Below are 22,427 nucleotides of genomic sequence, written 5' to 3'. Positions count from 1 at the left end.
GGAGTGGCAGTGCGACCACCACGACGTGTGCCCGGTCGTACCGGATCCCACGCTGGATCCGGCACGACCGGGGCGGTCACGTCTCTGCGTTGCCGACCCCGGACCTGTTGTCGTCGGGGCTCAGCGTCGGGTCAGGCGCCCGCTTGCTTCTTGATGCGGTTGGTGAGCTCGGTGACCTGGTTGTAGGTGCTGCGCCGCTCGGCCATCTGCTGCTTGATCTTGCGTTCGGCGTGCATGACCGTCGTGTGGTCGCGGCCGCCGAAGTGCTGACCGATCTTCGGCAGCGACAGCTCGGTCAGCTCGCGGCAGAGGTACATCGCGATCTGGCGGGCGGTGACGAGGGTCCGCGAACGGGACGTCCCGCAGAGGTCCTCCAACGTGATGCTGAAGTACGACGCCGTCTGGCCCATGATCGCGGCGGCCGTGATCTCGGGGCTCTCGTCGTTGGGGATGAGGTCGCGCAGCACGATCTCGGCCAACTGCATGTCGACGGGCTGCCGGTTCAGGCTGGCGAACGCCGTCACGCGGATGAGCGCGCCCTCGAGCTCACGGATGTTCGAGGAGATCTTCGACGCGATGTACTCGTTCACGTCGTCGGGCACCTCGAGGCGTTCCCCAATGGCCTTCTTGCGGAGGATGGCGATGCGCGTTTCCAGGTCCGGGGGCTGGACGTCGGTGATGAGGCCCCACTCGAAACGGCTCCGCATGCGTTCCTCGAAGCCGGACAACTGCTTCGGCGGCAGGTCGGAGGTGATGACGACCTGTTTGCTCGCGTTGTGCAGCGTGTTGAACGTGTGGAAGAACTCTTCCTGCGTCTGGACCTTGTTCGACAGGAACTGGATGTCGTCGATGAGGAGGACGTCGACGTCGCGGTGCCGGCGCTGGAACGCCTGGGCCTTGTCGTCGCGGATCGAGTTGATGAAGTCGTTGGTGAATTCCTCGGAGTTCACGTACCGGACCTGCACACCGGGGTAGAGGTTCTGGGCGTAGTGCCCGATGGCGTGCAGCAGGTGCGTCTTTCCCAGCCCGGACTCCCCGTAGATGAACAACGGGTTGTAAGCCTTCGCCGGGGCTTCGGCGACGGCCACCGCGGCCGCGTGCGCGAAACGGTTGCTGGCGCCGATGACGAAGGTCTCGAAGATGTACTTTGGATTCAGCCGGGCGTTCTCGATCTTCGTCGTGGAACGGTTCCGCGGGGCCTGGCGGCCCGTTCCGGCGCCCCGGTCGACCTTGTAGCCGGTGAACAGCAGGTCGGGGTCGGAATCGTCGAGCGGGGAATCCTCCTCGACGGCGCTCAGGTGACGCTCGTCGGTGCGGGAGTACCGACCGGGATCACCTTCACCATCGATGCCGCGCAGGGCCGAGACCCGTTCGCGCTCCACGCTGGGAACCCCGTCGAGACCGTCGACGAGCTCGCCGGTGCGTTCCGGGGTGAGCATCTGCCCGATCGAGGGGTCCACCGTGACCGCGAGACGGATCGCCGAGCCGTAGACCTCCGAGAGGGCGCGGGTCAGCGGTTCGCGGACCTTCTGCTCGATGACGTCCTTGGTGAGGTCGTTCGGCACGGCGAGCAGAGCTGTCCCGTCGAGCAGGCCGAGGGGTCGGGTCAGGCGCACGAACGCCCGCTGGTGCTGAGTGACGCCGTCGTCCAGTTGGGCGATGGCACGTTCCCAGACGCTGGGGAAGTCCCCGCTGTCGGTCTCCACTCGAGCCCTCTCCCGTCGTACCGGATCCGTCGGACGGGTCTCGTCCACAACCCTGTCCACAGCTGTGGAAGACGGTCGGGGCACACGAGATGTCCGTCGCAGCACCTCGAGCGGTGCGGGCGTCGGTACGTCGAGCGGGACCGTAACAACGCGACGGCCACTGTTCAAGTGGCGTCCTCCCCGACGACGTCCGGCCGCCACTGCCACGCCCGTCCCCGTCGAGCGGGGCCTGGAGCGGCGCCTGTCGAGGACCGCGGTCTCGGCGGGTCGTCTCCCGCCGGACCTGACGGGAACGGTACCTTCCCGGCGTCCCCCGGAGGGCCCGCTCGCGCGTCCTGTGGACGGCGGTCGCGCCGTCGTCGCCGGGCAGACCCTGCGCGCTTTGACCGCAGTCGGTTCGGGACCGTACCCTGCTGGAGATTGCGCTCCGCATCGCCGCCCGTCCCCGGGTTCGTCCCGGGTCCACGGTCCGGCAGTACGGCGGGGCCCGCCCGCACGAGTCCCGCCCGAGTCTTGGAGTACTGACGTGAGCAAGCGCACCTTCCAGCCGAACAACCGTCGTCGCGCCAAGGTGCACGGTTTCCGTCTTCGCATGCGGACCCGTGCCGGCCGCGCCATCCTCTCGGCGCGTCGCACCAAGGGCCGCGCGCAGATCTCCGCCTGACGCCGTTCCCCCAGCCCGCGTGCTGTCAGCGGAGCACCGCCTTCGCCTCAAGGACGACTTCACCGTCGCCCTGAAGCACGGCACGCGTGCCGGAACCCGTCGTCTGGTCCTGCACTGGACGGCGACCGACCGAGCCCACCCCACGCGGGTGGGCTTCGTCGTGTCCAAGGCCGTGGGCAACTCCGTCGTCCGGCACCGCACGCAACGCCGGCTGCGGCACCTGGCGTCCGCCCGACTGGTCGTCCTGCCCCCCGAGGGCGGTCTGCTGGTCGTGCGGGCGCTCCCCGCGGCCGGCGACGCCACCTCGGCCGAGCTCGCCGCCGACGTGGACAAGGGCCTGCGCCGGCTGGGTCTCCTCCCGGTCGAGGCGACGGCTCGTGCCTGACCGACACTGGTGGCACCCGTTGCGCTGGCCGGCATCGCTGCTGGTCGGGCTGGTGCGCATCTACCAGCTGCTCGTCTCGCCCGTCCTGGGCCCCACGTGCCGCTTCTACCCCTCGTGTTCCGCCTACGCCGTCGAGGCGTTGCGCACCCGAGGTGCTCTCGTCGGGACTTGGCTCGCCGTCCGACGACTCCTCCGCTGCCACCCGTGGAACCCTGGTGGGGTGGACCCCGTTCCGCCGAAGGGCCACTCGCGGGTGAAGGCCCCGTGAGCCCGACCCCTGTGAGAGGACAAGCCGCACGATGATCGATTTCTTCTACCAGCTGCTCCATCCCATCCAATGGGTGGTGGCGTGGATCATGGTGCGCTTCCACGACCTGTTCACGGCCATCGGGTTCAACCCCGCCGGCGGTGCGGCGTGGTCGCTGTCGATCGTGGGCCTCGTGGTCGTCATCCGCATCCTGCTGATCCCGCTCTTCGTGAAGCAGATCAAGGCCATGCGGGGGATGCAGGTCATCCAGCCCGAGATGCGCAAGATCCAGGCCAAGTACAAGGGCAAGAACGATCCTGCGTCCCGCCAGGCCATGCAGCAGGAGATGATGGCGCTCTACCGCGAGTCGGGGACGAACCCGATGGCGAGCTGCCTGCCGATCCTGCTGCAGTCCCCGATCTTCCTGGCGCTGTTCCACACGCTCAACGGCATCGGCCAGGGCAAGTCGATCGGCCCCTTGAACGCCACTCTGGTGGAGCAGGCCGACAACGCGACGATCTTCGGCTCTCAGCTCTCCGACATCTTCATGAAGTCGTGGGCGACGCACGAGTGGAACACGATCGTCCTCACCGCAGTGATGATCATCCTCATGTCGGCGTCGCAGTTCATCACCCAGCGCCAGCTGATGGCGAAGAACACGTCGTCGGCATCGATGGAGGGCAACCCCTTCGCGCAGCAGCAGAAGCTGATGCTCTACGTGTTGCCGATCATCTTCGCCGTCTCCGGCGTCAACTTCCCGATCGGTGTCCTCCTGTACTGGCTCACCACGAACATCTGGTCCATGGGGCAGCAGTTCTTCGTGATCCGGCGCATGCCCAACCCGGGCTCGCTGGCCGAGAAGGAGCTCGAGGAGCGCAAGGCTCGTCGTGCCGCTCGCCGCGGTCAGGTCCTCACGACCGACACGTCGGGCCCGTCCGGCACCGGTGTGACCGCCGAGCACACCACCAACGCCCCGGCCCGCCGGCAGCGTCAGCAGCCCAAGCGCGGTGACAGCCGTGAGCAGCGCCGTCCCGGCGGTCCGCGCTCCAGCCAGGGCCCGAACCGCTGAACACCTCAGAACCAGCTGCACAGCGAGACCCAGGAGGACCTGTGAACGGCACGACGGACGCGGTCGAGGAGACCTCGGTGGCAGAGACCGAGGCCGCCGCCGCGACGGAAGAGACTCCGAAGCGCGGATCGGCCAAGTCGCGACTCGAGGAGGAAGGCGACATCGCCGCCGACTACCTCGAAGAGCTCCTGGACATCACCGACCTCGACGGTGACATCGACATCGACATCGAGAACGGCCGTGCGTCGGTCGCGATCGTCGCGGACGAGGCCGGTACACCCGCCCTCGAAAAGCTGGTCGGTGCGAGCGGCGACGTCCTCGAGGCGCTGCAGGAGCTCACCCGCCTGGCCGTCCAGGCTCAGACCGGAGACCGCACACGGCTCATGCTCGACGTCGCCGGGCACCGCCTCACCAAGCGCGGCGCTCTGGTGCGCCTCGCCGGTGAGGTCGTCGCCCGGGTCCGCGCCAGCGGCTCGGCCGAACGCCTCGAACCCATGCCCGCGTTCGAGCGCAAGGTCGTGCACGACGCCGTGGCCGCGGCCGGTCTGCTCAGCGAGTCCGAAGGTGAAGAGCCCCGTCGTCGCGTCGTGGTGCTCCCCACCGTCATCGAGAGTGGTCCACAGGGCGACGACGACTGAACAGGCAGGCTCCCGTCAGCCGATAGGGTGACGGGGTGTCTGATGAGGTGCCTGAGGGCGGTGGTGTTTCACGTGAAACGCCACCGCCCTCCGTCGTTTCCGAGAGTTCCTCCGAGGTCCCGACCGAGGCGGTGTCACGCGTCTTCGGGGACCGCGCCGATCGCGCCGCCGCCTACCGCGAGCTCCTTGCGACGGCCGGTGTCGAGCGGGGGTTGATCGGCCCGCGTGAAGTCCCGCGGCTCTGGGACCGGCACATCCTCAATTGTGCTTACCTCAGTGAAGTCATCGACGAGGGGTCGTCGGTCATCGACATCGGCTCCGGTGCAGGTCTGCCAGGCATCCCGCTCGCTCTCGCCCGGCCGGACCTCCACATCCGCCTCGTCGAGCCGCTGGAACGGCGCTACACCTTCCTCCGCGAGGCGATCGCCGAACTGGACCTGCGAGACCAGGTCGCGGTCGCGCGGGGTCGCGCTGAGGACGTGCGGGGTGAGTTCTCCGCTGCGGTCGTCACGGCTCGAGCCGTCGCTCCGCTCAAGACCCTCTACGGCTGGGCGCTGCCGCTCGTCGTGACCGGTGGGCACCTCATCGCCATCAAGGGCCGGAGCGCCTCCGAGGAGATCGCCGCCGCAGCTGCGACCCTGCAGCAGATGGGCATCACGACGGCTCCCGAGGTACTGAGCGTCGGACCCGACGACGGCACGGGGACGACCGTGGTGCGGGTGGCCCGGGGGCACGGTCGGCTGCGCGCTGCACCGGCACCGGGCGCACCGGCCGTGGCGAAGCGCCGCCCCGGCAAGGGCAACCGTCGATGAGTGAGGGAGAGGGACGAGGAGTGGCACAGCTCGGCTGGTTCAGCAGCTCGCGGCCGGCGTCGAACGGCTCGGGGCACCTGGGGTGGTTCTCGGTCTCCGCCCTGATGCTCGATGAGCCTCAGGCTGTCGACGTTTCACGTGAAACCGAGGTGCACGTCGACACCGTCGATGTCGATGTTCCGCGTGAAACCCTGCTCGTCGCCGTTGAGCCGGTAGTGCCCGTTTCACGTGAAACCGAGCCGCACTCAGAGTTGGTGGACGTTTCACGTGAAACGCCCATTGCTCCGCCCATCCTGACGTCGGTGGAGACCTTTCCGTCGCCCGATGAGGTCGACGAGCTCGAGGCCGCCGAAGAGGAGCTCCCCCCGGTTCCACGTGAAACACGGCGCGCGACGGTGTCGGAGCGCTTCCCGCTGCCGACGGAAACCCGTGTCATGACGATCGCGAACCAGAAGGGCGGCGTCGGCAAGACGACGACCGCGGTCAACATCGCTTCGGCGCTGGCGGCGGCGGGGCTGAAGGTCCTCGTCCTCGACCTCGACCCGCAGGGAAACGCCTCGACGGCCTTGGGGATCGACCACCACCAGGACGTGCCCGGCGTGTACGAGGTCCTGGTCGAGGGCAAACCCCTGGCCGACGTCGTTCAGCGCTGCGACGAGGCTCCCGACCTCTGGTGCGCGCCAGCGACGGTCGACCTCGCCGGTGCTGAGATCGAGCTGGTCTCCATGGTCGCTCGTGAGATGCGTCTGCAGCGTGCGCTCGCCAAGTACCTGAAAGCCTTGGAGAAGGCCGGGGAGCGGCGCATCGACTACGTCCTCATCGACTGTCCGCCGAGCCTGGGCCTGCTGACCATCAACGCCTTCGTCGCGGCCCCGGAGGTCCTCATTCCCATCCAGTGCGAGTACTACGCACTCGAAGGGCTGAGCCAGCTCCTGGCGAACATCGAGCTGATCCAGGAGCACCTGAACCCGGACCTCGAGGTCACCACGATCCTGCTGACCATGTACGACGGTCGCACGCGGCTGGCCGCCCAGGTCGTGGACGAGGTTCGTCAGCACTTCGGGCAGCAGGTCCTGAGGTCTCTCGTCCCCCGCTCGGTGCGGATCTCGGAGGCACCGAGCCACGGTCAGACGGTGATGGCGTACGACCCGTCATCCTCCGGTGCCCTGGCCTACCTCGAGGCGGCGCGTGAGATCGCCCAGCGTGGCGTCCACGAAACGGTCGCGCCTGCAGGGGATGCTGCCGTGGGAGCGCCGCCCGCTGTGGCGGACCCGTGGGCGCGGTGGAGTGATGGAACGGGGACGCGACGTGGGTTCGCGTCGAAGGAAGGTGGAGCGTGAGCGACAAGCGACGTGGACTCGGCCGGGGACTCGGTGCCCTGATCCCCAGCGGTGGACCGACGACCTCGAGCCGGGTCGGCATGGGAACCGCCACGCTGCCCCCGGCGATGCGCACCGGGGGACGTCCGGTCGACCTCTTCTTCGACCAACGCTCCGACGAGACCGACGCGACGGTCGACGAGACGCCTGACGCGCCGGAGAGCCACGAGGAACGCATCGGCGACCTCGCAGTCGTCACGACCGAGGAGGCGCCCGCAGAGGCCCCCCTGGAGCCGGAGATCACCCCGGAGGTCGAGGTCGAGCCCACCACGACCGACGCCGCGACCGACGATGGCCTGGTCGACGTGCCCGGGGCGCGCTTCGCCGAGGTCCCCGTCACCGCGATCGTGCCGAACTCCCGTCAGCCCCGCACGGTGTTCGACGAGGACGAACTCGCCGAACTCGTGCACTCCATCCGCGAGATCGGGGTGCTGCAGCCCATCGTCGTCCGGTCCTCGGACCCGGCGGAGGACGGCACCCCGCGCTTCGAGCTGGTCATGGGTGAGCGTCGGTGGCGAGCCGCGACCGAGGCCGGCCTGGAGACCATCCCGGCGATCATCCGCGACACCGCCGACGACGATCTGCTCCGTGACGCGCTGCTGGAGAACCTGCACCGCAGCCAGCTGAACCCGCTCGAAGAGGCGGCGGCGTACCAGCAGCTGCTCGAGGACTTCGGCTGCACGCACGAGGAACTCGCCTCGCGCATCGGCCGCTCACGTCCGCAGATCAGCAACACGCTGCGTCTCATGAAGTTGCCGCCGCTGGTGCAGCGCCGGGTGGCGGCGAACGTCATCTCCGCCGGCCACGCTCGTGCGCTGCTGTCGCTCGAGGACGGCGCGGCGATGGAACGTCTCGCCCAGCGGGTCGTCGCCGAAGGTCTCTCGGTGCGCGCCGTGGAGGAGATCATCTCCCTCGGGGACGCGGACCACGAGCCGCGACGCCGCAACCCCGCGCAGGCGCAGCCGGAGCTGGACGACCGTGCCTCCACGTTGGCGGACCGGCTCGACACCCGGGTGAAGATCAGCATGGGACGCACCCGAGGGCGCATGACGGTGGACTTCGCCGGCCTGGAGGACCTCGATCGGATCCTCCGCCTGCTCGACGCCACACCCACCCCCTGAGCACGGGCGGCGCGCCGGTGACCCCCCACCCGACGCGCCGCCCGTAGCACGTCCGCAGGTCAGCTCCGGAGCGCGCTCTCCACGATGGAGCGGTAGACGGAGTCGAGTTCCAGCCCCGCGGCCTCCACGGCCTGCGGCAGCAACGACGTCTCGGTCATCCCCGGTGCGGCGTTCGCCTCGAGGAACACCGGATCACCGGAGTCGGTGACGATGAAGTCGATGCGGGACAGGTGGCGCAGTCCCAGCGCCTCGTGCGCGCCACGAGCCGTCCCGGCCAGCCGTTCGGCGTCGTCGGCGGACAACCGGGCCGGTGCGAAGAACTCGGTGGCCCCGGCGGTGTAGCGGGCCGCGTAGTCGTAGGAGCCGCCGTCGGCGACGATCTCGACGGCGGGCAGGACCTGGACCTCCCCGTCGATCTCGACGACGGAGACGGCCACCTCCACCCCCGGGACGTGCTGCTGGACCAGGGCGGTGTCGCCGTAGGCGAACGAGTCCACGACGGCGCGGGCGAGGTCCCGCGGTTCCCCGACGACGGCGACCCCCAGCGCCGAGCCTCCCCGGCTCGGCTTCACCACGAGCGGGAAGCCCGCCCAATCGGCGGCTGCGGCCAGGACGGGCTGGGCTCCGAGGTCGCGGAAGGTGGCGTGCGGCAGCGCGATCGAGGGGGGGACCCTGATCCCCGCCGCCGCGACGATGCTCTGGGCGATGGGTTTGTCCCAGGCCAGTCGACAGGCCCCCGGGCGGGCGCCGACGTAGGTGAGCCCGAGGAGTTCCAGGACGTCGCGCAGCGCGCCGTCCTCCCCGATCGCCCCGTGCAGCACGGGCCACACGACGTCGGGTCGTTGGGCGGCCAACGTCGGCAGCAGGTGCGCGTCCGCGTCGAGGATCGTCACCTCGCAGCCGGAGGAGCGCAACGCGTCCGCGACCCGGCGACCGGAGCGCAGGGAGACGTCCCGTTCGTGGGAGAGACCGCCCGCGAGGACGGCGACGTGCAGGTCGCGGGTCATGCCAGCTCCGGTCCGGGGTTGTCGTGGCCGGCTCGACCGGCGCGCGGGGTGACGGGGCCGAAGGTCTCGGCCACGTCCAGTTCGTCCTGCACGACGGCGGCGAGGCGGCGGACACCCTCACGGATCCGTTCGGCCGGCGGGAAGCAGTACGACAACCGCACCGACCGGCTACCGCTCCCGTCGGCGTAGAAGGCGCCGCCGGGGACGTAGGCGACGCGGCCGGTGACGGCGCGCGGCAGCATCGCCTTCGCGTCGAGACCGTCGGGCAACGTCATCCACACGTAGAACCCGCCGACGGGGTGCGTCCACGTCGCTCGGGGGAGGTGCGTGGCGAGGGCGTCCAGCATGGCGTCGCGCCGCTCGCGGTAGAGCTCGCGGAAGACCTTGACCTGGCCCATCCAGTCGTAGCTCGACAGGTACTCGGCGATCGCGAACTGGCCGAAGGAGGTCGGGCAGAGGATCGCCGACTCCGAGGCCAGCACGAGCTTCTCCCGCACGGCGTGCGGCGCGACGGCCCACCCCACGCGGTAGCCCGGCGCGAACGTCTTGGAGAAGGACCCCAGGTGCACGACGTGCTCGGGGTCCATCGAGCGGAGCGCGGGCAGCGGGTCGCCGTCGAAGCCCAGCAGCGCGTACGGGTCGTCCTCGAGGATCAGCAGCTCGTGGCGTCGGGCGATGGCCAGGACCTCCCGCCGCCGTTCCAACGAGAGCGTCACGCCCGCCGGGTTGTGGTGGTTCGGCACCGTGTAGAGGAACTTCACCCGCTTCCCCTCGGCCCGGAGGCGCACGAGCGCCTCCTCCAGCGCCGCGGGCTGCAGCCCGTCGTGGTCGAGGGGCACGTGCACGACCTGCGCCTGGTAGCTGCGGAACACCCCGAGGGCACCGACGTAGCTGGGCGCCTCCGCGAGGACCACGTCACCCGGGTCGAGGAAGATCCGGGACACGAGGTCGAGGGCCTGCTGGGACCCGGTCGTCACGACGATGTCGTCGGGGTGGGCGTCGATGCCCTGGGGGCGCATGACCTCGACGATCTGCTCGCGCAGCACCTCCTCACCCTGACCGGAGCCGTACTGCAGGGCCACGGCTCCCTTCTGGGAGATCAACCGCGCGGAGATCTCGGCGATGGCGTCGAGGGGGAGCGCGGGCAGGTAGGGCATGCCGCCGGCGAGCGAGACGACCTCGGGCCGGTTCGCCACGGCGAACAGCGCCCGGATCTCCGACGCCGTCATCGACGCGGTCCGTTCGGCGTAGGCGGACCGCCAACGGTCCAACCTCCGGCCAGCCCCAGTTCCGGCCCCGGCCGCCGCCGACGCGGGGGACGCGTCACCGGGACTCGAGGGCGGGCGGTGCTGGCTCATGACGGCCTCCTGGGACACGGGTGCTGAGTGGACGAGTGCTCGTCGCACTCTCCGAGACTGCCACCTAGGATGCGTTCGACGCGTGGACGCAACGCGGACGCGTCGTCGAGACGCCGAGCGGGACTGGGGAGGCTGACGCCGGTGGGTCGTCGGATGGCGCCGTTGACGCTCGACACGCTGGCCGACCTGCCCAAGCAGTCGCGGCAGTGCGTCTTCTGGGAACTCGACGCCGGAGCCGCCCAGCGGGCCGCCGCGGCGGGGTACCCGGACTTCGAGAAGGAGGCCTGGATCTCCAGCGTCCTGCTGCAGTGGGGTCCGTGCGGCCGGCTCGTCTACGTCGACGACCAGGCGGCCGGGTTCGTCATGTACGCCCCGCCGGTCTACTCACCCCGCTCGACGGGTTTCCCCACCTCGCCGGTCAGCGGTGACAGCGTCCTGCTGACGACGGGCTGGATCGAACCGGCCTTCCGGGGCGAAGGGCTGGCCCGGATGCTGCTGCAGGGCGCGGCCAAGGACCTCACCCAACGCGGGGTGAAGGCCGTCGAGGCGTTCGGCGGGGCGGCGGCGGCCGTCGGCGGTGACGGCAGCGAGGAGTCCCCGCACGACCACGGCGACCCCTGCGTGCTCCCCGCGCACCTGCTGGAGTCGGTCGGGTTCACCGTGGTGCGTCCCCACCACCGCTACCCGCGGTTGCGGCTGGAGCTGAAGACGGCGCTGAGCTGGCGCGAGGACGTCGAGGCGGCGCTCGAGCGGCTGCTCGGCAGCATCCGGGTCCAGACCCTCACCGGGGTAGCCCACCCCTGACAGCAGAGCGCCGGCCCCCACGAGGGGACCGGCGCTCTCCGCGAACGGGATCAGCCGACGAAGTCGTCGAGCTCCTTCAGCAGCACGGGCTTGGGCCGCGCGCCGATGATCGTCTTGACGACCTCACCACCGGAGTAGACGTTCAGCGTCGGGATCGACGTGACGCCGTACTTCGCGGCGATCTTCGGGTTCTCGTCGGTGTTGACCTTCACCACGGTGATCTTGTCCGCGTTCTCGGCGGCGATCTCCTCGAGGATCGGGGCGACCTGACGGCACGGGCCGCACCAGGGCGCCCAGAAGTCGACGAGGACGGGCTTGTCGGACTGCAGGACCTCGGCGTCGAACGTGTCGTCCGTGACGTGGGTGGTGCTCATGGTCGTTCTCCTGATGTGGGTGGGGGTCAGACCCGCGGCTGCGGGCGGTCGACGGTGTCGGAGTCCGCGACGTCGGGCGTCCGGGTCTCCTCGCGCGGGGGCTGCTCGTCCTGCGCGACGTCACCGCGGGCGGCGAGGAACTTCTCGGCGTCCAGGGCGGCGGAGCACCCCATGCCGGCGGCGGTGATGGCCTGCATGTACTCGTGGTCGACGACGTCACCGGCGGCGAAGACGCCGGGGAGGTTCGTGCGGGTGCTGCGACCCTCGACGAGGATGAACCCGTTCTCGTCCAGGTCGACCTGCCCCTTGACGAGGTCGGTGCGCGGTTCGTGGCCGATGGCGATGAAGAGCGCGGTCGCCGCGATCTCGCTCGTCTCACCGGTCACGGTGTCCTGCACCGTGAGGCCCTCGACCTTGTTCTCGCCCAGGATGCCGGTGACGGCGGAGTTCCAGACGAACTTGATCTTCGGGTTGTCCTCGGCGCGCTTCGCCATGATGCGCGAGGCGCGGAGCTCGTCCCGTCGGTGCACGATCGTCACGGTGCGGGCGAAACGGGTGAGGAACGTCGCCTCCTCGACCGCGGAGTCCCCGCCGCCGACGACGACGATGTCCTGCTCGCGGAAGAAGAAGCCGTCACAGGTGGCGCACCAGCTCACGCCACGACCGGACAGCCGCTTCTCGTCCGGGAGACCGAGCTGACGGTAGGCCGAACCGAGCGCGAGGATCACCGCGTGGGCGCGGTAGGTCTCACCGGAGCCGGTGACGACCTCCTTGACGTCACCCTCGAGGCGGACGTCGACGATGTCGTCGGTGATCAGCTCGGCGCCGAACCTCTCGGCCTGCTGGCGCATGTTGTCCATCAGGTCCGGGCCCATGATCCCTTCCGGGAAGCCCGGGAAGTTCTCGACCTCGGTGGTGTTCATCAGCGCACCGCCGGCCGTCACCGATCCTTCGAAGACCAGCGGCCGCAGTTCCGCACGGGCGGCGTAGAGCGCCGCGGTGTAGCCCGAGGGGCCCGAACCCACGACGATGACTTCGCGGATCTCGTTCGTGGTGGCGTCGCTCACCTGTGCGGACCTGCTTCCTCGATCGGTGCCGACCCCGCGGTCACGGGGCTCCGGCGTTGCTGCTTCTTCAACCGATCGTAGGGGTGCGCTGTTCCCGGCGCCGAACCCTCACACCACGTTCAGGAGCCGTTCGGGAGGGGCACGTCGACCCGGCTGTAGGCGGGGTCTCCGGGGACGCAGTCGAGGGCCACGACGACGACCTCGGCCCCGTCGGTGGTGGTGTGGACGACGAGAGCGGCCGGTGTGGTGCGCCAGGTCGCGATCTCGACGGCGAGGACGGAGTCCGGGTCGACCCCGAGGCTCTTCGTGCAGGCCAGAGCCTTCTCGGCAGCCGGGCGTTGCGCCGGGTCGCTCGTCGCGGACTCCGTGTCCTGCGGCGCCATCAGGGTGGTGCGGCCTTCGTCCTTCGTGCCCAGGCCCGGGGTCGCGTCGGGCGCGGAACCCCCGGTGGGGGCGCCCTCGTCGAGGGTGTCCTCGGCGAGGTCCTGGACGGCGGTGGCGTCGGTGTAGTCCTTGCCGCTGAGCAGGACCTTCGCCGACGGCGGCACGGACTCACCCATCGCCACCGAGCCACCACCGGCGGCCGTCGAGGAGGACGCCCCGGACAGCGAGTGGTCCTGCGAGAGCCAGAAGCCGCCGCCCCCGACGACCACGACCGCGGCCGCCGCGGCCAGCAGTCGTGGCAACCGCGACGGGCGCCGACGGGCGGCCAGCGAGGCGACGGGGGTCTCGGTGCGCGCGGCCGCGAGCGCCGCGTCGACGCGGGCCACGACGTCGTCGGGCATCGGACCGAGGTCGGCCGCTCCGCGCAACCGGTCACGGACCCGTTGCTCCTGGGGGCTCAGCACCTCGTCCTCGGTGCTCTCCTCGAACTCCTCGCTCACCGCGGACCTCCTCCCGTCTCCCGAACTCGACCAGGGGTGTGACGTCGTGCGACGTTCAACGGTTCCCCGCGCTCATACGCGATCGCCGAGGAGCTCGGCCAGGGTCACCCGTCCGCGCGAGCACCGCGACTTCACCGTGCCCACCGCGACGCCGAGGATCTCGGCGGCCTCGGCGACCGGGACGTCGTACATGTCGACGAGCACCAGGGCCGCCCGTTGGGCCTCGGGGAGGCGGGCGAGGGCGCGGGTGACGTCGAGCCCGGCCTCGACGTGCGGGGTCGCGTCCTGGACGACGGCCAGCGCCGCCCCGGTGCGGGCGCTCTCGTCCCCGCCGGGACCGACCTCCTCCTCGAGGGGACGGGTCGGGCGCACGGCCCTGCGCCGGGCCCGGTCGAGGCAGGCGTTGACGACGATCCGGTGCAGCCACGTCGTGACGGCGGAGTCCCCGCGGAACCGGTCGGCCGCGCGCAGGGCCGAGACGAGGGCGTCCTGGACGGCGTCGGCGGCCTCCTCGCGGTCGCCCGTCGTGCGCAGCGCCACGGCCCACAGCCGGTCACGGTGCCGGCGGACGACCTCGCCGAAGGCCTCCGGGTCGCCCGCGACGTGCGCGGCGAGGAGCTCCGCGTCGGTGCGCGGGTCCACCGGCGCACCGGTTCCCGCGGGGGTCACGGCGCCGGGGTGGGGATCGTCCCCGTGACGGCGATCTCGGCCACGCGGGCCCGGAAGACGCCGTCGGTCGTCGGGAGCTGGGTAAACCAGACGACGAGGTAGCGGCTGCGGACCGGCTGCGCGGGGGTCAGCGTCTGCGCCCCGCCGGCCGGGGCGCTCGCGACGGGGGTGGAGCCGTCGAGGGCCGGGCCGGGGGCCGTCAGCAACGAGACCGACCCGCCGTCACCGCCGTCGGTGAGCTGGACCTGGCTGACGTCGGCCTCGACGCCCAGGTCGAGCACGAGGCCCATGCCGTCCTTGAGACCGGCGAACGTCGCGGAGTTGTAGCGCTGGCTCTCCCACGCCGTCGCCGGGTCGCCGTCGATCGCCCGCGGAGCCGTCGCCGAGGACTCCCCGCCGCCCTGTGGGTCGAGGGCGGCGATGGAGGCCACGGGCAGCACGATCGGCGTCACCGGCGGCGGGGCGGCGGCACTGGGCGAGACCGCGGGGGCGCTCGTCGCGGCGGGCGCCGAGGTCGTCGCGGCGGGGGTGCTGGCGGCACTGGTCGGGATGTCGGGCACGGCGATCCGGCTCAACTGCCACAGCGCGAGCACCAGCCCGACGACGATCACCGCGCCGACGATGGCCAGCACCAGGCGGGAGTCGTCGCGCGGGGGCCGGGCGGTGGTGTGCGGGCGGGTGAACGGGACGGGCGGCTCCTCCTCGGGGACCACCTCGTCGCGGTTCTTCAGCCGACCCCGGAACTCCTTGGTCGCGGCCTCGCCGCGCATCCGGCGCAGGGTCTCCTCCCAGGGCGCCATCGTCCACGGTGCGAGCTGCAGGGCGAGCTCCGCGGGGTCGCGCGGACCGTCCTCGTGCGGGCCGAACGTGACGCTGCACAGGGTGTCCAGGTCGTTCGGGACGTCGGGGCGGATGTCCTTGGGCGGCAACGGTTCACCGTCGGCGGTCGGCGACTGCGGGAGGCCGGCGTGCGGGGCCAGCGCCTCCAGCGCGGGCCAGCGCGCGACGAGTCCGGCGTAGACGAGCGCGACGAGCGCGACGGCGTCGGCGCGGTTGGCCAGCACCGCCGCGCGGGCCGGGGAGAGCGCGGGCGGGTCGATCTCGAGGGCCGCCTCGATCCCCACCCCGCGGACCCGCACGACCCCGTCGGGGCCGAGGACGACGTCGTCGGGGGTGAGGCGGGTGTGGTGCAGTCCCCGGCGGGCGGCGACGTCGAGCGCGGACGCGACCTCGCCGACGAGGGCGCGGACGGCGGCGGGCTTCATCGGACCGGACCGCAGCAGGTCGCTCATGGAGCGCCCCTCGACGAACTCCTCGACGACGAAGACCGTGGCGGTGCCGTCGGCGGCGGTCAGGTCGGTGCCCGCGTCGAGGATGCGGGGGATGCGCGGATCGGTGATCATGGCGGCGCGGCGGGCGGCGTCGAGGAACTCCTCGGCCCGGGTGTCGCCGGCGGGCAGCGTGCGGACGCGGACGGGCCGGTCCAGCGTCAGGTCACGACCGCGGAACTCCCGCGTCCCCAGCTCGGTGGCGACCGACAGCTCCCGGTCCAGGGCGTAGCGGTCGGCCACGAGCTCGTCGCCCGCGTTGCGGCCTACCCCGTCCAGACGTACCCCCCGGTGACCCGTGCGTGATCGCGAGGCCGCGTGCGCGGTCCCGGGCACCATGCTAGGGCGCGATCGGTACGGGACGGTCCGGGCGCGCGGACCGGCGTCCCGGGACCGAGCATGTGACCGTGAACTCCAGCCGAACCTCCCGTGGCCTCCTCGGTGGACTCGCCGCCGGTGCCGTGGGCACCGCGGTCCTGAACGCCGTCACCTACGCCGACATGGCCTGGCGGGGACGTGAGGCCAGCACCATGCCGGCGGACACCGTCGAGGCGCTCGCCGAGCGGATCCACCTGCCCGTCGGGGGGTCCGCAGCCCAGCGCGGCAACCGGCTCACCGCACTCGGGGCGTTGTCCGGCACGGTCGCCGGGCTGGGCGTCGGGGCGCTCGTCGGGACCGTCCGCGCGGCGGGGCTGCGACTGCCCCGCGGGGTCGGCGCGGTGGTCACCGGGGCCGCCGCGATGGCCGCCACCGACCTGCCCGCCGCCGCCCTCGGGGTCACGGACCTGCGGGAGTGGACCCCGCAGGACTGGGTCTCCGACGCCGTACCGCACCTCGCGTTCGGGGTCGCCGCGCACTCCACGCTGCATCTGGTCGACCCGGGTGTCCGCCGGGGCTCGACGGTCGTCGTGGACCGGCCCGCGAAGGCCTCCGCCGGTCTCGTGGCGCGTTCGGCCCTGCTCGGGGTGGCCACCGGCGGACGTAGTTCGCTCGGGTTCGCCGGACCCGCGCTGACGGGGTCGTCGTCGCCCGCGAAGGTCCTCGCCCTCGCCGGGCTCGGGTTCGAGCTCTACCAGGACAAGCAGCCCGCCACCCCGAGCCGGCTGTCCGCCGCGGGGCTGCCCGCCCGGATCGCCTCCGGCGTCGGGGGCGCCGTGGCGCTGGCCCGTCGTGAGCACCGGCGGGTGGCGCTGCCCGTGCTCGCCGGGGCGTTCGGTGCCCTCACCGGGTCGATCGCGGGAGCGTCCTGGCGGTCCTGGGCCGGCGAGTTCGTCCCGGACTGGCAGGCCGCGGTCGTCGAGGACGTCGCGAGCGTGACCCTCGCCGTCCTCGCGTCCCGCTGAGTCAGGCGGCCGAGGGGCGGACGGCGCCGAAGAGGCCGGACATCGCGACGCCCGCCTCGCGGACGACGTCGCCGGTGTGCGGGGCGTGCAGGACCTTGCCGTCGCCGAGGTACAGCGCGACGTGGTGGATGCTCGACGGGTCGCTGCCGTTGGCGTAGAAGACCAGGTCACCGGGCTGCAACTGGTTCATCGGCACCTTAGGGAGGCCCGCGTACTGCTGACGCGACGTCCGGGGGATGGAGACCCCGGCCTGGGCGTAGGCCCACTGCGTGAGGCCCGAGCAGTCGAACGTCGTCGGACCGGTCGCCCCCCACACGTAGGACATGCCCTCGCGGGTCCAGGCCGCGGCGATCGCCGCCGAGGCCGTGCTCGAGGCGCCCGCGACGGCGTCCGCGACCGACGAAGTGTCCGCGACGGAGGAGGCGTCCCTGGCCTTCGCGTCCGCGACCCCCGCCGCGGCGGCCTGCTGGGCGGCCGCGGCGAGCGCGGCCTGGCGGGCCTGCTCCTCCTCGTCCGCGACGGCCTGCGCCACCGCGGTGTCGGCCGCCGCCAGCAGCGTCCGCTGTTGGGCGAGAGCGGTGGTGACCTGCTCCTCCGCCGTCTTCGCGGCCGCCTGGGCGGTGGTCTTCGCGACGCGGACCTGCTGCAGGTGTGCCTCGGCGGCGGCCGCGCCGGCGCGGGCCGTCGCGGCGGCGGTGACGGTGGTGGTGTCGTCGGCGACGACGCTGCGGGCGAGGAGCGCGCCCCGGGCGGTGGCGTCGACGTCGTCCAGGTCGCCGCTCGAGAGGACCCGGCTGATGCCGCCGGTCAGGGACGCGGAGCCGCCGCTCATGTAGAGGGAGCGGACCCGGCGCGTCGCGTCCTGCGTGGCGGTGGCGCTGTCTCCGGTGGCGGCGTCGAGCGCCGACTGCGCCCGGACCTCTTCCGAGATGGCGGTGGTGGTGTCCTCGACGGCGGTGTCGTAGGCCTCGGTGGCGATGGACTGCTGCAGCTGCAGGGCCTCGACCTGGGCGCGCAACGCGTCGGCCTGGGTCTTGAGGGTCTGGCTGCGCGGCGCGAGCGCCGGGTCCGCGTGCGCCAGGCCCGCGGAGCTGAGCGGTGCGAAGAGGGCGAGCGTCAGCACACCCGTCGACACGACCCGCCTGACGCTCATCACCTGTTCTGAGTCGTCACCGCGTGTGAAGACCTTGACGCGACGGGGGAGTGATGACCCGGTTGGCGCACCGATCCGCCACCATCGTCGGTGTGAGTGCACCGCAGGACCAGACGACGGCCACGCCGGACGAGCCCGCGGCGAGGGACTCCCTCGCCCGGTCGAGCGCGCTGATGGCGAGCGGGACGCTGGTGTCGCGGTTGCTCGGGTTCGGTCGCAGCGTCGTCCAGGGTGCCGCCATCGGCACCACGACGCAGATCGGCGCCCAGACGTTCGACGTCGCCAACAAGGCCCCGAACCTCTTCTACATGCTGCTGGCCGGGGGCGTCCTGAACGCGGTCCTCGTCCCGCAGATCGTCCGGGCGCTGAAGGCACCCGACGGCGGCAAGGAGTACGTCGACCGACTGGTGACGCTCGCCCTCGTGATCATGGCAGTGGCGACGGTGGCCGTGACCCTGGCCGCACCGCTGGTCGTGCACGCCTACGCCACGACCTTCCCGCCGGAGTGGCTCACGCTCACCGCGGCCATGGCCTTCTGGTGCCTCCCGCAGGTCTTCTTCTACGGCCTGTACACCGTGCTCGGGCAGGTGCTGAACGCCAAGGGCAGCTTCGGGCCGTTCATGTGGGCGCCGGTGCTGAACAACGTCGTCGCGATCGCCGGGCTCGTCGTCTTCATGGTCATGGTCCCGAACGCCGGTGAGCTGCGCGCCGACCAGTGGGAACCGTGGATGATCGCCCTGCTCGCGGGAACGGCGACGCTCGGCATCGTCGCCCAGGCCCTCGTGCTCTTCTGGCCGTTGCGTCGCGCCGGTTTCCACTACCGACCGCGTTGGGGCTTCCGTGGCTTCGGCCTGCGCAGCGCCGGCCGCGTCGCGGGCTGGACGTTCGCCGCCGTGGTGGTCGGCCAGCTCGTCTTCTTCTTCACCACCAACACGTCGAACAACGCCGGGCAGGAGCTGACGAAGGCCGGGATCGACGGGGCGACCGGTGCCTCGTACACCTACGCCTACCTGCTCTTCATGCTGCCGCACTCGCTCGTCGCGGTGTCGCTCGTCACCGCCCTGTTCACCCGGATCAGCACCGCGGCCGCCGTCGGGAACGTCGCCGCCGTGCGCCGGGACTTCTCCTCCGGTGCCCGCACGGTCACGGTGACGGGGGCCCTGGCCACGGCCGGGTTCGTCGCCCTCGGACCGGCCCTGGGATCGGCGATGTTCGCCGGGGGCCGGCCGATCGGGCAGGTGCTCGTCGCGATGTCGTTGGGCCTCGTCCCGTTCAGCGTGAACTACCTGGTCAGTCGCGTGTTCTACGCCTACGAGGACGCGAAGACGCCCTTCGTCGTCGCCACCGTCAACGCCGTCGTGACCGCTCTGGGCAACCTGGTCTGCTGGCTCGCGGTCCCCGCGCAGTGGACGGTCGTCGGCGTCGGCGTGACCATGAGCGTCGCCAATGTGATCGCGGGGGTCGTCGGACTGGTCCTGCTGCGGCGTCGGCTGAACCACCTCGACGGGCACGGGATCGACGGGTACCTGCTGCTCCGCACGGGGGTGCGCGTCCTCGTCATCACGGTCGTCGCGGGCGGGATCGGCTTCGCCGGCACCTGGTTCGTCGGGCCGGTGGACGGCCGGCTGCCCAACATCGCCGTCGTCCTCGTCGGTGGGGTCGTCGTCCTGGCCGTCTTCGTCGCCCTCAGCCGGGTGATGCGGGTCCGCGAGCTCGAGGACCTGGTCGCGCCGCTGCTGCGGCGGCTACCCCTGCCCGGTCGGCGCTGACTCGTCCTCGTCCTGGTGGGCGGGGGCGGGGGTCACGTCGGCGTGCTCGGCCTCGTCGACGCGCCGCCGGCCCTTCTTCACAGCGCGGACCACCCCGAGCACGAGCAGCGCGGCCGCGCCCCCGCCGACGACCCCGCTGATCCAGTTCTCCACGTCGGCGCGGACGTTGAGGTCCACCGCGACGGGCGCCCCGATCGCGCTGCCGGCGGGGGTCCGCAGCTGCGCCTCGACGACGACGCTGCCGTTGGCCAGCGCGCGCACCGGCACCCCGACGCGCTGCTGGCTGCGGGCGGGGACGGTCTGACGGGGCACCGCGTCGAGCTGGACCCGCGGGCTGCGGGGCGTCAGCACGAGGTCCACCTGCACCGGGACGTCCAGCTCGTTGACCAGCGTGATCGGCAGCTCGCTGCGTTCGGCGGCCAGGTTGCGGACGCTGCCGCCGGCGATGCTGATGCCCGTCGTGAGGGAGGCGACCGTCCGTTCCAGCGTCTCGCGCGCGGCGGGGAGCTCATCGGTGTGCCCCCGCCAGGACGCCCCCAGCAGCAGCAACGCGGCCCGTTGCTGGGTCAGCAGCCCCGCGTCGGGCCGGCCGTCCGTGGTCTGCAGGGCGCTGGAGAAGTCGTCGACCTCGGTGAGGGCCGACTCGACGTCGGCGACGTGGCGGGCGGGCAGCGCGGCGCGGGCGGTGGCCGTCGCGATCTCCGGGCCGGAGCGCGACCCCGGTCCGGGGTCGGTGGCGATGAGGTCGGTCAGCGACTGCCAGCTCGCCCACCCCGACGCCTCCACGTCGGCGACGAGCGCCTCGATCGCCCCGGCGACGGGGTTGAAGCTGCGCGGGGCCACCAGCAGCTGACCGCGCGCGTCGCTCGGGCGCTGCAACGTCGTCGTCGCGGCCTCGGCGATGAGCCGCTGCCGCACGAGCACCACCTGGTCGGCGTCCACGGAGTCCGCGAGCACCGACGACATCGTCCGGTCCGCCACCACCGCCTCGACGACGGAGTCGAGCACCGTCACGCTCGCCCGCCCCGCCGGGGTGTAGGTGAGGTCCACGTCGGGCGGGAGGCAGGCGTCGTCCAGGACGACGGTGGAGGCCCCGACCCCCAGCGCGAGCGCCAGCAGGTCGTCGTCGGCGGCCTCGTCGGCGGGCCAGGCGACGTCGCGGACCACGACCGCGCCGAGGTCGTCGAAGGCCCCGGCCCCGGCGGCGACGCAGCGTCCCAGCAGGTCGGGCCCGTCCTCGGAGCGGTCCAGGGCGGCGAGGTCCGGGTCGCCGTAGGGCAGGGCGACGACGACGCGGCCGGTCGCGGCGGCCCGCAGGTCGGCCAGCCAGACCGAGACGGTCCGGCTCTCGTCCACGGTGGGTTGCGGGGTGCTCGAGGCGGTCGGCTGACCGCTCGTCCCCGCCGTCGTGACGTTCGCGGCCGCGGCGAGCAGGGCCGGGTCGAGCGCCCACGCGACCCGGGGGTCGGCGCTGGCGCTGACCAGCGGCGCGAGGCGGCCCTCGACGGCGCTCGCGAGCCCGCTCGCCGAGCCGTCACGGCCGGCGACCAGCGGCAGCAGCAGCGTCAACGGCGTCGGCGTGACGCCCTGCGGGGCGGAGACCAGGAACGTGCGGGCACCGCCGACCTTGCCGCTCTTGTCGGAGACCTCGACGGCCGCGAGGTGCGCCCCCACCCCGTTGCCCAGCGCGGCCGCCGGCAGGGTCAGCTCGACCTCGGCGCTCTCGTCGACGGCGAGGTCACCGGTGCCGACGGTGACGTCCTCGGAGCTCGCCGAGGAGCGGGTGATGGACGTGCGCTCCGACGCGCGGGCCCAGCCGTCGAGGGCGGAACGGGCCACCGACGGCGAGCGCTGCGCGACGAGCCGGGCCGTCAGACCGGTCAGGGCGTCGCTCCCGGTGTTCTCCACCCGGGCCCGCACGAGGATCGTCGAGCGGGCGGGATCGGCCGCGGAGTAGGCCGACGGGGTGACCTCCAGCAGGACGACGCGCGCCGGCAGGGTGCTCGCGGTGGTCTCCGCCGTGTCCTCCGGGGTGGGTTTCGCGGTGCTGGCCCGCGCCGGGGCGGCGGCGGCGAGCAGGGCACCACCGCCCGCGAGACCGGCGAGCAGCTGCCGCCGGCTCGGGCCGTTCCCGCTCATGCGGTGGTCACGCCAGTTCGCCCAGCAGTGCGGTCGCGGCGAGGGCGGCCCGACGCTCGTTGGGGAAGGCGAGCCGTGCGTCGAGGTCGCTGAACGCGATCCACTCGACGTCGATGGCCTCGGCGTCCGGGTCGTTCTCCACGGTCAGGGTGCCGCCGGTCGCCTTGAGCAGGAACAGGTGCACGACCTTGTGGATGCGACGGCCGTCGGCTGAGAACCAGTAGTCGATGCTGCCGAGGTCCTCGACGATCTCGCCGCGGATCCCGGTCTCCTCCTCGATCTCGCGCACCGCGGCCTCTTCGAGGGTCTCCTCGCCTTCGAGGTGACCCTTGGGCAGGCACCACTCCTGGCGCCCCGCGCGGTTGAGCCGGCAGATCACCGCGGCCCGCGGGACCCCGGTCGAGAGGTCGACGACGAGCCCACCCGAGGACGTCTCCTGCACGGTGGGCAGCCGGCGACGCGGCTCCCGGGCAGGCTTGACCATCGGCTCACTCTAGCCAGCAGCGCGCAC

Annotated in this window: 22 protein-coding genes; 11 read left to right on the top strand and 11 right to left on the bottom strand. The window is 72.1% G+C overall.

Features of this window, described 5'->3' with window-relative positions; translation table 11 throughout:
• Positions 1 to 131: 131 nt before the first annotated feature.
• Positions 132 to 1,706, bottom strand: coding sequence for a chromosomal replication initiator protein DnaA (dnaA, locus tag OG218_RS13205; RefSeq protein ID WP_328293684.1), 1,575 nt, complete (start codon positions 1,704 to 1,706; stop codon positions 132 to 134).
• A gap of 526 nt (positions 1,707 to 2,232) precedes the next feature.
• Here dnaA and rpmH point away from each other — a divergent pair.
• The 8 genes from rpmH (at position 2,233) to OG218_RS13165 (ending at position 8,021) form a co-directional block, all read left to right on the top strand.
• Positions 2,233 to 2,370, top strand: a complete 138-nt coding sequence (rpmH, locus tag OG218_RS13200) for a 50S ribosomal protein L34 (protein WP_012085693.1) — start codon at positions 2,233 to 2,235, stop codon at positions 2,368 to 2,370.
• Positions 2,371 to 2,389: 19 nt separating this feature from the next.
• Complete coding sequence (rnpA, locus tag OG218_RS13195) at positions 2,390 to 2,755, top strand: ribonuclease P protein component (RefSeq protein ID WP_328293683.1); 366 nt, start codon at positions 2,390 to 2,392, stop codon at positions 2,753 to 2,755.
• Positions 2,748 to 3,023 (top strand): membrane protein insertion efficiency factor YidD, encoded by a 276-nt coding sequence (gene yidD, locus OG218_RS13190; protein ID WP_328293682.1) that lies wholly within the window; start codon positions 2,748 to 2,750, stop codon positions 3,021 to 3,023. The genes rnpA and yidD overlap by 8 nt, the downstream gene beginning before the upstream one ends.
• Before the next feature lie 31 nt (positions 3,024 to 3,054).
• Positions 3,055 to 4,071, top strand: coding sequence for a membrane protein insertase YidC (gene yidC / locus OG218_RS13185; protein WP_328293681.1), 1,017 nt, complete (start codon positions 3,055 to 3,057; stop codon positions 4,069 to 4,071).
• A 77-nt stretch (positions 4,072 to 4,148) separates the two neighbouring features.
• On the top strand, positions 4,149 to 4,709 hold the full coding sequence (locus OG218_RS13180; RefSeq protein ID WP_380162313.1) for a Jag family protein: 561 nt from the start codon (positions 4,149 to 4,151) through the stop codon (positions 4,707 to 4,709).
• Positions 4,710 to 4,756: 47 nt separating this feature from the next.
• Positions 4,757 to 5,521: a 16S rRNA (guanine(527)-N(7))-methyltransferase RsmG gene (gene rsmG, locus OG218_RS13175; protein WP_442906499.1), complete on the top strand. Its 765-nt coding sequence runs from the start codon at positions 4,757 to 4,759 to the stop codon at positions 5,519 to 5,521.
• 20 nt (positions 5,522 to 5,541) lie between these two features.
• Positions 5,542 to 6,861, top strand: a complete 1,320-nt coding sequence (locus OG218_RS13170) for a ParA family protein (protein ID WP_328293678.1) — start codon at positions 5,542 to 5,544, stop codon at positions 6,859 to 6,861.
• Positions 6,858 to 8,021, top strand: coding sequence for a ParB/RepB/Spo0J family partition protein (locus OG218_RS13165; RefSeq protein WP_328293677.1), 1,164 nt, complete (start codon positions 6,858 to 6,860; stop codon positions 8,019 to 8,021). The genes OG218_RS13170 and OG218_RS13165 overlap by 4 nt, the downstream gene beginning before the upstream one ends.
• 59 nt (positions 8,022 to 8,080) lie before the next feature.
• Here OG218_RS13165 and OG218_RS13160 read toward each other — a convergent pair whose 3' ends face one another.
• Both OG218_RS13160 and OG218_RS13155 read right to left on the bottom strand, forming a co-directional pair.
• Positions 8,081 to 9,028, bottom strand: a complete 948-nt coding sequence (locus tag OG218_RS13160; RefSeq protein ID WP_328293676.1) for a D-alanine--D-alanine ligase family protein — start codon at positions 9,026 to 9,028, stop codon at positions 8,081 to 8,083.
• Positions 9,025 to 10,386: an aminotransferase-like domain-containing protein gene (locus OG218_RS13155; RefSeq protein ID WP_328293675.1), complete on the bottom strand. Its 1,362-nt coding sequence runs from the start codon at positions 10,384 to 10,386 to the stop codon at positions 9,025 to 9,027. The genes OG218_RS13160 and OG218_RS13155 overlap by 4 nt, the downstream gene beginning before the upstream one ends.
• 141 nt (positions 10,387 to 10,527) lie before the next feature.
• On the opposite strand from OG218_RS13155, the gene OG218_RS13150 reads away from it, so the two are divergent.
• Positions 10,528 to 11,190: a GNAT family N-acetyltransferase gene (locus OG218_RS13150; RefSeq protein WP_380159858.1), complete on the top strand. Its 663-nt coding sequence runs from the start codon at positions 10,528 to 10,530 to the stop codon at positions 11,188 to 11,190.
• A 50-nt stretch (positions 11,191 to 11,240) separates the two neighbouring features.
• On the opposite strand, the gene trxA is transcribed toward OG218_RS13150, so the two are convergent.
• The 5 genes from trxA to OG218_RS13125 all read right to left on the bottom strand — a co-directional run bounded on the left by trxA (position 11,241) and on the right by OG218_RS13125 (position 15,755).
• A complete protein-coding gene (trxA, locus tag OG218_RS13145) occupies positions 11,241 to 11,564 on the bottom strand; it encodes a thioredoxin (protein ID WP_328293673.1) in 324 nt (107 codons plus the stop codon).
• A 26-nt stretch (positions 11,565 to 11,590) separates the two neighbouring features.
• Positions 11,591 to 12,631, bottom strand: coding sequence for a thioredoxin-disulfide reductase (gene trxB / locus OG218_RS13140; RefSeq protein WP_328293672.1), 1,041 nt, complete (start codon positions 12,629 to 12,631; stop codon positions 11,591 to 11,593).
• A gap of 119 nt (positions 12,632 to 12,750) precedes the next feature.
• On the bottom strand, positions 12,751 to 13,515 hold the full coding sequence (locus OG218_RS13135) for a hypothetical protein (protein ID WP_328293671.1): 765 nt from the start codon (positions 13,513 to 13,515) through the stop codon (positions 12,751 to 12,753).
• A gap of 72 nt (positions 13,516 to 13,587) precedes the next feature.
• Positions 13,588 to 14,184: an RNA polymerase sigma factor SigM gene (gene sigM, locus OG218_RS13130; RefSeq protein WP_328293670.1), complete on the bottom strand. Its 597-nt coding sequence runs from the start codon at positions 14,182 to 14,184 to the stop codon at positions 13,588 to 13,590.
• A complete protein-coding gene (locus tag OG218_RS13125) occupies positions 14,181 to 15,755 on the bottom strand; it encodes a protein kinase family protein (protein ID WP_328293669.1) in 1,575 nt (524 codons plus the stop codon). The genes sigM and OG218_RS13125 overlap by 4 nt, the downstream gene beginning before the upstream one ends.
• A gap of 164 nt (positions 15,756 to 15,919) precedes the next feature.
• Here OG218_RS13125 and OG218_RS13120 point away from each other — a divergent pair, with 164 nt between their 5' ends.
• Entirely contained in the window at positions 15,920 to 16,855 is a 936-nt protein-coding gene (locus OG218_RS13120; protein ID WP_328293668.1) for a hypothetical protein, read from the top strand.
• A gap of 1 nt (position 16,856) precedes the next feature.
• Here OG218_RS13120 and OG218_RS13115 read toward each other — a convergent pair whose 3' ends face one another.
• Positions 16,857 to 18,008 (bottom strand): C40 family peptidase, encoded by a 1,152-nt coding sequence (locus tag OG218_RS13115; protein ID WP_328293667.1) that lies wholly within the window; start codon positions 18,006 to 18,008, stop codon positions 16,857 to 16,859.
• A 92-nt stretch (positions 18,009 to 18,100) separates the two neighbouring features.
• Between OG218_RS13115 and murJ the strand changes: the two genes are divergently transcribed.
• Positions 18,101 to 19,777, top strand: coding sequence for a murein biosynthesis integral membrane protein MurJ (gene murJ / locus OG218_RS13110; RefSeq protein ID WP_328293666.1), 1,677 nt, complete (start codon positions 18,101 to 18,103; stop codon positions 19,775 to 19,777).
• Here the strand turns inward: murJ and OG218_RS13105 are convergent.
• Together OG218_RS13105 and OG218_RS13100 are read right to left on the bottom strand one after the other, a co-directional pair.
• Entirely contained in the window at positions 19,754 to 21,916 is a 2,163-nt protein-coding gene (locus OG218_RS13105; protein ID WP_328293665.1) for a DUF6049 family protein, read from the bottom strand. The two genes, murJ and OG218_RS13105, sit on opposite strands and share 24 nt — an antisense overlap.
• 7 nt (positions 21,917 to 21,923) lie before the next feature.
• Positions 21,924 to 22,400 (bottom strand): NUDIX hydrolase, encoded by a 477-nt coding sequence (locus tag OG218_RS13100; RefSeq protein WP_328293664.1) that lies wholly within the window; start codon positions 22,398 to 22,400, stop codon positions 21,924 to 21,926.
• Positions 22,401 to 22,427: the final 27 nt, after the last annotated feature.

Source organism: Kineococcus sp. NBC_00420 (genome assembly GCF_036021035.1).
GTDB lineage: Bacteria > Actinomycetota > Actinomycetes > Actinomycetales > Kineococcaceae > Kineococcus.
The sequence above is the reverse complement of the archived record's forward strand: the minus strand, read 5'-3'. Positions and strand labels throughout refer to the sequence as shown.

Coding starts and splice junctions, on each gene's coding strand:
- OG218_RS13115 (WP_328293667.1), bottom strand. CDS start 18,008: ATGAGCGTCAGGCGGGTCGTGTCGACGGGTGTGCTGACGCTCGCCCTC.
- yidC (WP_328293681.1), top strand. CDS start 3,055: ATGATCGATTTCTTCTACCAGCTGCTCCATCCCATCCAATGGGTGGTG.
- trxA (WP_328293673.1), bottom strand. CDS start 11,564: ATGAGCACCACCCACGTCACGGACGACACGTTCGACGCCGAGGTCCTG.
- OG218_RS13160 (WP_328293676.1), bottom strand. CDS start 9,028: ATGACCCGCGACCTGCACGTCGCCGTCCTCGCGGGCGGTCTCTCCCAC.
- OG218_RS13105 (WP_328293665.1), bottom strand. CDS start 21,916: ATGAGCGGGAACGGCCCGAGCCGGCGGCAGCTGCTCGCCGGTCTCGCG.
- OG218_RS13155 (WP_328293675.1), bottom strand. CDS start 10,386: ATGAGCCAGCACCGCCCGCCCTCGAGTCCCGGTGACGCGTCCCCCGCG.
- OG218_RS13100 (WP_328293664.1), bottom strand. CDS start 22,400: ATGGTCAAGCCTGCCCGGGAGCCGCGTCGCCGGCTGCCCACCGTGCAG.